The sequence below is a fragment of the Iodobacter arcticus genome (genome assembly GCF_042664895.1).
GTDB classification, from domain to species: domain Bacteria; phylum Pseudomonadota; class Gammaproteobacteria; order Burkholderiales; family Chitinibacteraceae; genus Iodobacter; species Iodobacter arcticus.
Window position 1 is genome coordinate 518512 of sequence record NZ_JBHTBQ010000044.1, and the last position, 13265, is coordinate 531776.

General features: G+C 43.3%; 8 protein-coding genes. 1 reads left to right on the forward strand and 7 read right to left on the reverse strand.

Annotation, left to right across the window (positions count from 1 at the left end; all coding sequences use genetic code 11):
* Positions 1 to 64: 64 nt before the first annotated feature.
* The 4 genes from ACFQNF_RS19860 to ACFQNF_RS19875 form a co-directional block, all read right to left on the reverse strand.
* Complete coding sequence (locus ACFQNF_RS19860) at positions 65 to 2080, reverse strand: ATP-binding protein (protein WP_380189950.1); 2016 nt, start codon at positions 2078 to 2080, stop codon at positions 65 to 67.
* Positions 2081 to 2585: 505 nt separating this feature from the next.
* On the reverse strand, positions 2586 to 5159 hold the full coding sequence (locus tag ACFQNF_RS19865) for a hypothetical protein (RefSeq protein WP_380189952.1): 2574 nt from the start codon (positions 5157 to 5159) through the stop codon (positions 2586 to 2588).
* 305 nt (positions 5160 to 5464) lie between these two features.
* Positions 5465 to 7393 carry a UvrD-helicase domain-containing protein gene (locus ACFQNF_RS19870; RefSeq protein ID WP_380189954.1) on the reverse strand — a complete coding sequence of 643 codons (1929 nt, stop codon included), beginning with the start codon at positions 7391 to 7393 and terminating at the stop codon, positions 5465 to 5467.
* 8 nt (positions 7394 to 7401) lie between these two features.
* On the reverse strand, positions 7402 to 9561 hold the full coding sequence (locus ACFQNF_RS19875; protein WP_380189957.1) for an ATP-dependent nuclease: 2160 nt from the start codon (positions 9559 to 9561) through the stop codon (positions 7402 to 7404).
* A 205-nt stretch (positions 9562 to 9766) separates the two neighbouring features.
* Here ACFQNF_RS19875 and ACFQNF_RS19880 point away from each other — a divergent pair, with 205 nt between their 5' ends.
* Positions 9767 to 9925: a hypothetical protein gene (locus tag ACFQNF_RS19880; RefSeq protein ID WP_380189959.1), complete on the forward strand. Its 159-nt coding sequence runs from the start codon at positions 9767 to 9769 to the stop codon at positions 9923 to 9925.
* Between the two features lie 133 nt (positions 9926 to 10058).
* Here ACFQNF_RS19880 and ACFQNF_RS19885 read toward each other — a convergent pair whose 3' ends face one another.
* The 3 genes from ACFQNF_RS19885 to ACFQNF_RS19895 form a co-directional block, all read right to left on the reverse strand.
* A complete protein-coding gene (locus ACFQNF_RS19885; protein WP_380189961.1) occupies positions 10059 to 11252 on the reverse strand; it encodes a tetratricopeptide repeat protein in 1194 nt (397 codons plus the stop codon).
* A 361-nt stretch (positions 11253 to 11613) separates the two neighbouring features.
* Positions 11614 to 11982 (reverse strand): SMI1/KNR4 family protein, encoded by a 369-nt coding sequence (locus ACFQNF_RS19890; RefSeq protein WP_380189963.1) that lies wholly within the window; start codon positions 11980 to 11982, stop codon positions 11614 to 11616.
* Between the two features lie 121 nt (positions 11983 to 12103).
* Positions 12104 to 12724, reverse strand: a complete 621-nt coding sequence (locus ACFQNF_RS19895) for a YwqG family protein (RefSeq protein WP_380189965.1) — start codon at positions 12722 to 12724, stop codon at positions 12104 to 12106.
* Positions 12725 to 13265: the final 541 nt, after the last annotated feature.

Sequence of the window (13265 nt, forward strand, 5' to 3'; positions counted from 1 at the left end):
TCTGTGGATTTCAGGCTACCTCAGACAGCTTCCAGAGGTCGGGTGCATGGCCTTGTTAAATGCTTTACTCCGTTGGTTCCTGAAGCTCATCTACCAATTGCTTTGAAGATTTATCTTCAAGAGAGCCCCTCTTCGTTTGAAGATTGTTAAGCAAGTAGTGGTTTGCCAAATCAAACTCGGCAAATATGGTTCCCCAAGTTTTTACATACCCTTTTATCCGATCATTTTTGGTGCTGAACACTAGTCCAGGTTCGTTTTTAGCATCTGCCGTTTCTAAAGCTGAGTTGATATCGAAATCTTTATCAGAGATTTTTCTGCCGACTAGTATTATTTCAAACCTCATTCTCTCCATTGAGAAGCCCGAGTGCTCAGATATTATTCGGGCATATTCTCGGATTTGCTTAAGATGCTTTTCGTTGAGTGCAACTGCAGGCCTCTTTACTTCGATAATCGTACACTGGTAATAAGACTCACCTCTAGAATTGAACCCAATATTCTTTCTAGCTAAGAATAAGTCGACCTGCCGTCTGACACCTTCAATATCTAACCCACCTTCTAAATCCATTGACTCAAAGTCACCTTCATCAATTGAATCTATTCCTCTTACATAATTTCTAAGATTCAAAGATATTTTCTGAAAATCATCCTCTTCAGCACCGAGTAGCGTGTATTTGTTACCGAAAAGCCAAGTGTTGCTCTCAATAATTCCTTGCAAATCAGGTGTTTCGAGTACTTCTTTATAATGGTTAACCATTATTTCTCGAAGCATGTGGACTGCAAACTCTCTCTTTTGAAGGACTTCGATAGTACTAATAATATTTTCTAACGATGAATTTTTAACCTGTTCTGAGAATATATTTATTTGATTTTCATCTAGATTAAGGATTTCACCAATAACCTCAAAAATCGTATCATTCTCATTGGATACTAATATCTTATCAATTAGCGCCAATAATATTTTTAAAGGTTTTTCTTTGATATTATTGAAAACTGTAGGGTCAGTTATATAAAGAGATTTTACAAATAACTTAGTATTCTCCCTTCTCCAAGCCGCTTCTTCCGCTTTTAACCTACTATGCTCTGGAAAATAACCGCGAGCTTCATACTCCTCGATTTTTTCTTCAACAAATTTTCGAAGAAATTGCTCATATATTTCACTACTGAACTCATGTATTGCCTTTTTTAATTTCTTAAAGGCAGTGGATTCTGGGTTAACCTGCGGGGTATCAGTAAAATTTAGTGGTGAGCTACTTTTATCGAAATTATCGAACCAATTCGACCTAGAATAAGAACTAAGGTGAAACTTTGGTTTTTTATTAAAACTGCTTAGATCTCGATGCAGTACTCGCCCATCATGGTTCACTACATAATTATATGACTTTTCGTCTCCAGGCCTATCAGCCCAGCGAATAAAATCAATTTTGAATTCGGCTCCATCAATCCAAATGTTTTTCTCTATCAACTCACTTTCAGGAATCTCAACTTCTACTCCATTAACCGTTAACTTTCGGTCAGGATTTAGAATTAATCTCCAGCCAAAATAGCTTTCAAGATTACTTTTAATTACATCTATTTCGGGCAGGGTAGTATGAAAATTGGATAGGACTACACATGTACCTGATGCAAATGTGCTTAATGATGCATGCTGTTCCTTATGCGCAAGCTCTTTTGCTGAAAAATTACGCAGCATAGTGCTATCTATTGATATATTAGATTCAGAGTCATGGCATTTGGTGTACCAAGTAGCATTTGAGCAGAGCAAATGAAACGCAAGCCTGCCCTTTCCGTGTGCGCCCTGGAGGTCATCATCACCTTGCTTAGAAGATTCATTAAACCTAGAAAAATGTTGGTCGCATTTTTTTATATCAATGCCTGATCCGTTATCCAGCACTGTTATAGCAACTAGGCCATGCATTTCATTGTACTCAATCGTAACATCAACGAATTTTGCGCCAGAATCAAATCCATTAGCGATCAATTCAATAACTGATTGAAAAGGATATTTCTTCCATTTCGTAAAATGCTTTTTAATCCCTTCATGAGTGATATCTGCTGTACCACTTATCGCCATATTACCCATTTAAGAATCCAGATTATTTGTGCAATTAGTTTGAAATATTGAAATACCGTTTCTTGCCACGCATTTAACACTTGCAATCAGCGGTTGTATTGTCTGTGTGTATATTTAAGAATAATACCAGTGTTTTGTGAGTTTTGAGGTACTTATGCCTGATAGTACCCACAAAAATGGGGCTACGACCCCATGCTATCCTGGATACGATCATCGAAAGCTGAGAGTCGGGCAAATGAAATTTTTTCGCCTAAGAACTTGTTGTTAGCCTATTCAGTTGAAAAAGTCGATTGCTTGCAGAAGTGTCGTGGCTCACTAAATTTGGTCGCAAGCTAAGGATGGATGAACCGTCCGCTACGGTCGACGTGTCGATTCCGAGGGGTGAAAAATGAAGGGCCGCTAACCATCTGGTTGCGGCCTTCAATGCTTTTGACTTGTGCCAGTGCTATTCGGCCTAAGCGGACATTTTTCGCGAGACTCGAAATTGTCTATCAAACCTGGGGTAGTCCACAGGTTATTTTTCCCGTATTTTGCACGAACGCAATAGACCACGAATGTTGGATGCCGTCGGTAATGGTGCCTTTTTCCCGCCGTAGAGCTCAACACACTGAGAACAGAAGCCTCGTCCCCGAGCTTCGGCACGATTGAAATAATAATCTTTGGTCGCAACAACAGGATCATGCCCTGTTATTCCACACCAGAAGCGCAAACGAGTTTTGGTAGCGCTTACTTCCCCCTTGTCTGAAATTTCCCCGGATACTAGCTCAACCGTCGGAGGACTTAACATGTTTGGAAGTTTTATGCGTCGACCGAGTTCTTCTCGCATCACCTTCATTACTGCCACTAGGTCATTTAGAGTCTTTCCTCCTCCGACAATTTGTCCCCTTTCTAGTCCACACGCAACGCACAGGTGGGTCTGGGGATAGCGTTTTGCTGTCTTTTGGAGATTGCGGAAAGAGATTCGGATTGGAGGGTGACGCGTTCCATCTTCATGAGTTTCTCCACAACTGAAGAATTCGTCACCCCAAGAGGTTGGATCGAAGCCACTCAGATATTTTGCTTGAGGGTACATTGCGCCGAGAATATACAAGCGATGGAACACTGTGCTGCGCAGCAGGCTAGCAGAATCTCGATCAATGCCCGGGTAGCAGCATTCGTGACAGGCTGAGGGTACTATCGCTAGGTCATTCAAGCACTCATTCCTGAGCAATGCGCTCACCTGATTCCGCGTCACCACAAACTGATGCCTACTGCTTGCGCAGGAAGATAGTGCTGTCGCCTGCCCATTTGTAGGTGACATTCGCTCAAAAACCGAAAGCCCCAGCAGCTTCAGATCGTCGGCCAACGATTTGTCCCAATTTCGTTGGAGCGCTACTAAACTTGCATCCACACCAAGATTTTCAGCCTCACATTCCGGACAAACGAACGTACCATCTATCACGTGGCGATTGGCAAATTCGAGATTGTAGACGTTAATGTTGTGTCCAAGCTCGCAAACATAACGAGTTTCTCCAACGATACTGTTAGCCATAACATTTGCTATAAAGTCAGCCGGCAATGCCGAGGAACTTTTCCATTCATCTAATTTAGCATCCCGCCGTCTAGTCCCCGCAACTTGCCCCTTACATTGCACGCACGCCTTTCTCGGCGAACCGTCCTTGATTTGCTTAGCTAAAGTCTTATTCTCCGCGCCACAATTCCCACATTCGTACGTAACCAGTGAGTTCTTTCCGATTTTCTCCTTCTTCGGAGAAATAAGTTGGTGGCCATTCAGTTTCCTCACCACTTCGTCTTGGAAGTCTGCAAGTGGATTCTGGCACCAGTCGTTCCACTTTTCCCAAACGGATTCAATTTCGATATCGTGTCTGATTGGTCGTCCGAGATAATCTAGGCAGATTTCGCAAATTTTTTTCAAGAAAAGTTCAGGGTCGAGATCGATCTCCGGTATCACAAGTAAGGTAATGCCACGCTTATGGCAGACGTCTACCTTAAATGCGTCTCGAGCCTGAATCTCTTTTAGATTAAGCTCTGAATCAGTGCTTGCATCTCGAGTGTTGTAGTGATGATCTCCTTGATATTCGAAAGCCAGGTTCAGGTCTTCTGAATAGCCGTCAAGCTCAAGGCGGCTTGGCGTCTTCCCCTCAACACAGTAAGTCAGAAATTCTGGACGACTATTTGACTGCCAGTCGTTTGATGGAAACAGCCCACTGAGAATTATAAAGCAAAGGCTTTCGCCTTTACGCATCTTAGTCTGCCCCCAATTAGTCTCAATCGCACGGTAGTATGTATCGGTACGTTCGAGATCAAATCGATTCTTGTAGTTAATCCTGACTCCGAAGGTATCAGTATAGTTGTAACCAATAATCGTCGCGCCGAATGGTTCTGATTCTAACCGCCAAGCAATGTCCTTTTCCTTGTCTTTGCATTCTTGGGCGCATATTTCAAGGACTCCGCGGGTACTAATGTGATCCTCACACGCGCGAGGCCGCATAATTCGACTCGCAGTATCGATGGCGAAAAATGGTCCAGGGCTGGTAAAACCAGGCTTCTCTTTCCCTGCATAACAAATGCTGCCATTATCTCCGAACGCATCTTTCCAAGCGCGATAAACGTCAGTTGCGGCGCCGTACGCGAAGTCCTGCACCCTTCCTGGTCGCTCGTTATTTCTAATGCCAGATGTAATTGCCGCTCTAGTTAATAGTGTAAATATCCACTGAAAGTTATTCGGTAATGGGTTGTCCACGGGTAAAACCAGATACAGAATAGTGGCAGGATTCGGCATTCCTTGCTTTTTGGCGATTACGACAAGGCGATAAGCCGACCATTTGGTGGCGACAGCTTCAATTAGTTCCTGCGCACTGGCGCAAATAGGGCATCCTTTGCCATATCTGACGTTATGGAAAAGCATCAGCCAGCCTCCGTTGCTACCAGCACCGCAATCGAGACAGAAGAATTCCTGTTTCATTTTTGAGGTACAGGTATTCTTGCCTCCTAGGAGCAATCGGATCCGACCGTGTCGCCCAGCTAGGCTGTCGTATTCGGGCAATTCTTCATTTCGTTCGTCGTAGCTAAAGTTTTGTTTCGACACAATCAGTCCTAGTAATTTTCAATGCCGGTCGATTAAGGAGTGCGGCTGTTATCTACTGGCCGACTACAGTCAGCTGACAGCTCATTGTCTGCGCGCAATGAAGCTGACGCAAAACTAAGTTGCTTGATGTAGTACTAGGCACACATGTGTGGCGGCTTTGGCCGAACAGCACTGGCACAAGTCAAAAGTATTGAAGGCCGCAACCAGATGGTTAGCGGCCTTTCAATTTTCTAGCCTAGGCATCGACACCTCGGCCAAAGCGGCCAGTCAAAACCTATTTATTGATGCCCAAAATCACTATGGAACTACACCTCGATAATCTCACTTTCTCGCGCAAATTTTTTGGCAATAAGATTTGCCTTTATCTTAGCTACATCAGATGTATAAATCACATGAGCGAGACTATTCTTGGCCCTCGTGGAAGTGACATAGAACAATCGCCGCGTACGATCTAAACCAGTTTCTTCGCCCGCAACCCGCTTTTTCTGACTGTCCGGAGTAAGCTCCTTCACGCCAAAATACTGCTCGTAAGAAAATAAGAACCCGCCAGCTTCATCATCATCCATGACAACCATAACACGCTCGAATTCGTTTCCTTTTACACCTTGATGAGTTCGAAATATTGAGTTCCCATCGATGTAATCCTTATAGTTCTTAATTTGAAAAAAATCAGTCTCCAATGCTTCAGCCCAAGCCGTAATCTCGCTGTCATCCCGCTCTTCAGGTTCTGCTTCGACCTCCACTCTAGCTCCCGTTTGATCAGGCTCTATTTCAGCCTCGTTTTCTTCAAAAGCTGCTACAAACGACTGTAATTTTTCTGGAATTCTCAGCAGATTATGCTCTGCGATCACTTCAAGAACTAGGCGAAAACTGACCTTTTCATTTGAAACTACATCTCTAAACGCATGTTGTGCGGCTCGGGCAAGCCCGAGCGGATCGTCCTTGTTAGCGTCAAGCGCAGTAGCTTCCAAAAGCGGAGATTTACTCGCTCGCAAGATAGACATCAACTCGGCTCGGTTTTCCTTTAAGCTAGCCTCCGCCATGGGAAAAATAATGTGAGAGAAAAAGTTCAGCTCTGTATTTTTACCTTCCGAAATCCGATCTTTAATTTTGTTGTCTGTTTTTGAAAATTTGTCCCAAAGTTCATCAAAGCCAAGCCGACGCCCAGCCATCTTATGTTCCAAAAGCAAGATAGCGGTTTCTTTGGATTGAGTATCTGTCCAGTTAGTATCGCCCGTAACTTCCGCCATAATCGTTCGAATTTTCAATTCGACATCGTCTTTGCCTGATAAACCGTGCGGTAGTAGGAAATATCGAACGAAACCTTCTTCAGCGCCATCTCGAGCATACTGTTTGCGCTCATCATCTTCACTACGAACTTGATTACCCAAACCAACGATGCGTCGCGCTGAGCGATGATTCATTTCCTTATTGAAAGTAGTCCAACCGCTTGGCTTAGTCTTGCCCAACTCAGGCTCCCCTCCACCAAAGATGCGCTGCATCGTATCTCCAAACAAGCCGATGACAACTTTATCCGATTTTGCATCTTGCAGCTCAAAGAAAGAGTTGACTACATCATTGTTGGTATCCTGACTTTCGTCGATAAATATGAATGGGAACTTGTTTATGATGACTTCTGTCATCATCGGCTTGGTGGTCAAAAAGTTGGAGAAAATTTTCAAGACATCTGCATGCGATAACGCATTGGGGGATGAGTTGACGCCATTTGGATCGTAAATGAATGATTGTGGTTCGGCCAACCATTTCAATTTTTCAGTCAAGCGAACGATAGTCCTTTTTCGAGCTTCAGAAGCCTTACCTGCCCGGCCACGCTTTTCCAAATCTTCAACTTCCGCAAGATCAGTAGGAATTTTCTCCAGATACCACTTGCGAATGTCCTCATTAAAGCCTGCAATAGCAGACCAACAAAAACTATGAATAGTCGAAACTGAAAAAATTGGATTTTGTTCAATCCTATCAACTATTTCGTTAGCTGCATTGTTCGTAAAGGTCACAACTGCAATTTGCTTTCCTTGACGAGAAAAGTCATCCGAATATTTAGACTTCAAAAATTCGAGAGCCCTTTTTAAAGAATAGGTTTTGCCTGAGCCGGCCCCCGCAAATGTGATAAAGCTTTTACCAGAACCGATATGAAGACACTCTTCGATACCGTTATCAACGGTATCGTCATGATCGATAGGTTTTGTGTCCGCCAAGTAAAATTTCTCAGTCATAATTCCCCCTAAACCTTTGGCGCCAGTTGAGTTTCCAGCCACTTAAGGCCATCACTCATGTATTCGGGGGGATTGAAACTATTCGCCTCATTTTCTGCGAGATGGAAGAGGCAATCGAAAGCAAAGTCCCCCTTCTTTAAACCTTGCACATAGTCATAGAGTGATTTCGACAACGATTCATTGTCGAAATCAAAATTAGTTTTCGCATCTTTAAGTTTTTTTATTTTCTGGAAGTAGTCATTATCAAAATTGGCCAAAATCAATGAATCTTCAAAAGTTCGAGATAGAATCTCTTGCCCCGAAATCAGAGTCGACTTTTGAAAAGCAATATAAAGCGGTGCATTTCCGCTTTTTATTGCATGCTCCGTTTGGGGTAAGGCTACCAAGTCATCTAACTCTTCTTTCCTTGGATGCCATTTTTTCAAGGTGTCATTATTGGTTTTTTGTTCTAAACCCTTTTGAGGAAAGCATGACTTCCCTTCGCCATTAACAGAATCAAGATCTGTCAGCACTAGTGTTGCAACACCAAGTTTCTCAACTAAATCTCTGTACTTATGCGTATGCGCTCCGTTCACTTCAAGCATTGAAATATATCTATTTGATAAGCCAGGAAAACTATTTGAAATGAACTCAGGTACCAAAAGACGCTCGGCTTGCCCCTCAACAAATATAACGCCGTCAGCAAAGAAAATATCACAATGAGTGAGCTTCAAATGTTTCTTTACAAATAAAAGTTCATCTTTCGGCGCCGTAAAAAGCTCTGACATATTTGCAATTGAGGTGTGGTCCATTTCGATGGATGTATTTGCATTATTGCGCCGGAAATAACGTAAATCTTTGAAGTCAATATCATCAATAATATGACTGGAGTGCGTGCTAATAACCAGCTGTGTTTGGTATTCAGACTTATCTTTCGTGGTTTCCTCATCTAGTAAATCGACATGATTTCGCAAAGTATCGTAAGCTTTTGATACGAATACCCGTTGGACTTGCGCGTGTAAGTTGACTTCCGGTTCTTCGAGTAAAACTAAGTGAATCGGTTCAATCTGTTCTTCGAAGTTATCTCCTGAAGATGCTGATTTGCCAACACGCATCCATTTGTCGCGAAACTCTAGAAGCCTGAAAGTTAAATATATAAGATTTTGATACCCAAGCCCTAAGTAACTTTCGGGCAGAAATTCTTCATCTTCTTTATTAAATCGATAGCGAACTGATGATGATTTTTGCAAAGCATCCATACCACTAATTTTCGCAGCGATTTCAACTGTTGGGTTACCACCAATACCTGGATACCCCATAGCTTTTAACTCATTGAAAGGGCTATCAAACTGTGCATTCAATCTGTCAGTAAAATCTTTCTCTAGCGCTTGCTGTTGCGCCAATACTTCGAGATCTTGCTCCTCAGGAAAATCTTCTGGATTTAAAATACGATCGTAATATTCACGGAGTAATTTATTAAGCCGCTGCTTCTCTGAATAGGGGCCTTTTTGCTCAGTATTATCTTCAGCCCCTAAACCACGTTGCTCGGATATCACATCGACTCGAATTAACTTTTTCAGAGCTTCAGATTTAAATGGCTGTAAAACTTCGTTAACTGATGGCGCTGATCTTTTACTCAATATATAGTGCTTTGGTTTAATAAACTTACTAAGGTTTCGGCCTTTCTCCAAAAAATCACATAAATCTTTAGGCCAAAGACTTACGCCATAGTGCTTGAGTACAACTTTCCTTGTATCAACAAACTCTCGTACAAGTTTGGAAATATCGATTGCTTCATAAGCTATTCGTACGCGTATAGCCCCTCCACGCCATTCCAGATCTGGCAAAATGTCGCGAACCTTATAAGCCTCATTAGCCATCGCATTAATCTCAATGTCTAAACTAGGCAATAAACTCGCTAAATTGACAGATAACGCCTCCATGTCCTCGCTAGAAGGAAATTTCTGCTCGATACTTACACCTAGTTTATTGATGGTTTTCCAATTCAGCTTTGATATATCTCGTACTTTTAGATTGTCAGGACTTTTTAGGAATGTGTGTAGCGCACCGATACAGGACGTTTTTCCACTATTGTTAGCGCCGACTAGAACAGTTGTTTTATCATCAAGGACCAAGGTTACATCGGCTAGCCGCCGGTAATTTTTCAAAGCAAAAGAGGTGATTTTCATGTATCAAACCTAAAAAATAAGGGATAGAAAAGGGAGTTACATTTAAGACTATTTTGTTTGTCGTTTATCGGTCATACCGCATACCGCTCCACAAGCGAGTGCGATTAAAATAATTAGTCGGCAAATTTTCATCGCAATGAATTTTTCGTAATAATCATGAAAGATTTTAACTGCCCAGCGGTAAAATACACCAGCAAATCGGAATATGGATGAGCAATTGGCAACAAAAGGCTTGGCAATGCTGAGTGGTCCAGCTATTTTTGAGCTGGAATGCTGGTGTGAAACTTGGCAGGATCGTTGCCAGTTTGGTCGACGGTTTTTGTCCGCTAAGGCCAAGGTGTCGATGCTTAGGCTAGAAAATTGAAAGGCCGCTATCCAACAGGTAGCGGCCTTACTTATTTCAGAGTCATACCAAAGCTACTCGGCCAAAGCAGACATTAAATCTAGTAGTCAGTAATACAAACTGCTCGGGCGAGAGTTGTTCATATCATGAATATTCACTCGTTACCTTCTAGGTATGCTGCAATTGCTTTGTTTAAGTTATTAGGTTTAACCATCTCAAGACTTAGTTGCCGAGCCGCCTTAGTCTGCTCAGGGGTCATCTTTGATATGGCGACATCCAGATTCTCAATAGCACTATTAATAGCGTTAGGTGAATTAGATTTTAGCATTGTAAGAAACAGTGCGGACGCCACTACCCAGTTTTGCTTCACGCCTTCACCCATGGCGTACGTCACGCCAAGATTTAATTGTGCTGAGGCATCACCTTGCTCAGCTGCTTTGTAATACCAGGATACTGCTTGTGCAGTATCCTGTGGCACACCTCGACCTTTGTCATACATAAAACCGAGCTTATTTTGTGCTTGAGCATTGCCTTGCTTAGCGGCCTTAAGGTACCAGTTAAGCGCTTGGGTATAATCCTGCTTTACGCCTTCCCCCTTGGCATACTTAACGCCGAGATTTAATTGCGCCGAGGCATTGCCCTGCTCAGCAGCTTTGCGATACCAGATTAACGCTTGGGCATCGTCCTGTGGTACACCTTGACCTTTGTCATACATCATGCCGAGATTGTTTTGCGCCGAGGCATTCCCTTGCGCAGCAGCTTTGCGATACCAGATTAACGCTTGGGCGTCGTCCTGTGGCACACCTTGACCGTTGCCGTACATCATGCCGAGATTGTTTTGCGCCTGAGGAATGCCTTGTTCAGCGGCTTTACGATACCAATTTAGCGCATGAGTATAGTCTTGCGACACACCTTCTCGACCGTTGCTGTACATTAAGCCAAGATTGTATTGTGCTTGGGGGTTACCCTGCTCAGCGGCTTTGCGATACCAATTTAGAGCATTGGCATAGTCTTGCGATACGCCCAGACCGTTGTTGTATATTAAGCCGAGGTTTAATTGCGCAGAGGCATTGCCTTGTTCCGCGGCTTTAAGATACCAGCGTAACGCTTGGGTATCGTCTTGTGGCACGCCGTGACCTTTTTCGTACATAACACCGAGGTTGAATTGTGCTTGGGAATTACCTTGTTCAGCCAGCAGGCGAAATTCATTTTCTGCTTGAGAATAGTTTTTTGCACGATATGCAGCCTCACCCTCATCAACCCCTGCCAGGCTGACTGTAAATAGGCCAGTGAGCAATGTTGCAAAAATAGATTTTTTCATTAAGCTAAACATAATAATTGGTTTCATAAATTGAAAATGCTTTGATTTTTCGTCTTAATTTAAACTTCACTTATTACTAATCCGACTGCACTCTATTGGCACTGAATCAATTTTCTCCGTTCTTCGAAACTGAAACGATGGATTTTCTCAAAGACAAAAGTCCGTTGTTGGCCGACTATCGCCAACTGACTGTTGATTGTCACCCTAAGCTGAAGCTGACGCAAAAGTAAGATGGCCAATGTGGTTGTAGAAGTACCTGAGTGATCGCTAAGGCCGAACAGCACTGGCACAAATCAAAAATATAGAAGGTCGCAACCAGATGGCTAGCGGCCTTTCAATTTTCTCGCACAGGCATCGACACCTCGGCCAAAGCGGAAGTACGTGTTTATTACTTCCGTTCAATACAAACTTGCTGAAACCATGCCGAAAATGTAGTCCATTTTTCATCGGTGCAGCCATTGTGCAACCAAAATTTAACGACCCCATTTTCTGAAACACAGAAGTAGTCGCCGTTGTCCTCGATGAATGGTAACCACTTTTTATTTAGCCCCATTTTATTCCAAGCTATATCTGCCATTTCAAAAATATCGAGATAACCACTACCTGGCAATACTACTGCAGCATCAAAAACCGCATTTGCCACATTTCCACCTCCTTTTAAAAAGGCGATATATTCATTCGGAAATTTGAACTTAAGCTTTTCTTCTGCATTTTTAATCTCCTCGTCTGAGGGAATACGAAACGGGTCTGACGTCATAATGAAATCTCAAAAAATGCAAAAGTAAAAATGCCTACTTCTGGCCGACTACCGCCTGTTTTCGACCCAGAGCGGCCTGTCGCTACAGTGTAAAGTCGGCCTTAATTGCTGTTAGACGGTCTTAGCACTGCCACAGCATTTTCGCACTACTTTCATTGCACGAGCATTGAAAGACATATGCACAGCCCCCGCCACCAAAGTTCATGTCGGTCTTCCAATCGGGTCCTTGCTCCAGTTGTGCAACAAACTGCATTGCCTCCCCGCAGAAGTCGCAAGTCGGTGTTTCTTCTCCCTGTATCCATGCGGGAGTTCCGCCTAGTTGCCCTAGGACTTCACGAGGACTGACTCCATTGGTCAAAGCCCAAGCAGCTCTTGAGGCATCGTAATCATTGTTTTCATGTTCAACGAATTTTACTCCGTGACGGATGTTACGAGTGGTTTCTCCTTGCTGTGGTGGTTGCACCAAACTTAGCTTGCTATCTTCAATGACCACAACCGCGTTTCCACCGCCATTAGGGTCCCATTCATCACAGCTGCCGGGGTCGTTCTGACACATGAATAGAAGCAGCATATTTTCTGATTCGGGCGTGCGCAACTGCCCAAGAAATTGCATATTTCCTTTGCAGCATTTGCAAACAGGCCACTCAAGAGCGCCATTCGGAGAACTAGGTTTTCCACCGAATTTAGTTTCTTTAGAGACTTCTTCGTTGTTATCAGCAACATGAATTAGTAATTGAGTCATAGCAGGGTCAATATTTGGATGGGGGACATCAAACAGAGAATAGGTGGTACAGGGGTTGCATAGCAATATGCCAGATAGCTGCGCCCGTGCAATACCTGCTCAGTGGAGCGCTGTGGTTCCGTTGTTGGCCGACTACCGCCAACTGACTGTTGATTGTCACCCTAAGCTGAAGCTGACGCAAAAGTAAGATGGCCAATGTGGTTGTGAAGTGCCTGAGTGACCGCTAAGGCCGAGGAGCTGAAGCTGAGCACCGCTCACTGAGCGGTAGCTTTACTTTTGAAACCAGTCACTCATGTTGTCGATGAACCAGTGCCGGCAATGTGCAGGGAGCTGTCTCTCAAGTCCACCGGATAAATGCGAAAGCGCGAGTGGCGACATCCGATAAGAACGGGTGGATAAATTGATAAGAATCTGCACGAATCTGCACATATCCTCACTGATGAAAAGAAACATGAGTTTTGCTGGTTAATCACTTCAATTCATCTTATCTTTTACTGACTTTAAGATGAATATTCGATTAATCGCATCTTTATTTTATAAT

Excerpts from the sequence above, each read along its gene's own strand:
- ACFQNF_RS19895 (WP_380189965.1), bottom strand. The coding sequence starts at position 12,724 with ATGACTCAATTACTAATTCATGTTGCTGATAACAACGAAGAAGTCTCT.
- ACFQNF_RS19875 (WP_380189957.1), bottom strand. The coding sequence starts at position 9,561 with ATGAAAATCACCTCTTTTGCTTTGAAAAATTACCGGCGGCTAGCCGAT.
- ACFQNF_RS19880 (WP_380189959.1), top strand. The coding sequence starts at position 9,767 with ATGGATGAGCAATTGGCAACAAAAGGCTTGGCAATGCTGAGTGGTCCA.
- ACFQNF_RS19860 (WP_380189950.1), bottom strand. The coding sequence starts at position 2,080 with ATGGGTAATATGGCGATAAGTGGTACAGCAGATATCACTCATGAAGGG.
- ACFQNF_RS19885 (WP_380189961.1), bottom strand. The coding sequence starts at position 11,252 with ATGAAACCAATTATTATGTTTAGCTTAATGAAAAAATCTATTTTTGCA.
- ACFQNF_RS19890 (WP_380189963.1), bottom strand. The coding sequence starts at position 11,982 with ATGACGTCAGACCCGTTTCGTATTCCCTCAGACGAGGAGATTAAAAAT.
- ACFQNF_RS19870 (WP_380189954.1), bottom strand. The coding sequence starts at position 7,393 with ATGACTGAGAAATTTTACTTGGCGGACACAAAACCTATCGATCATGAC.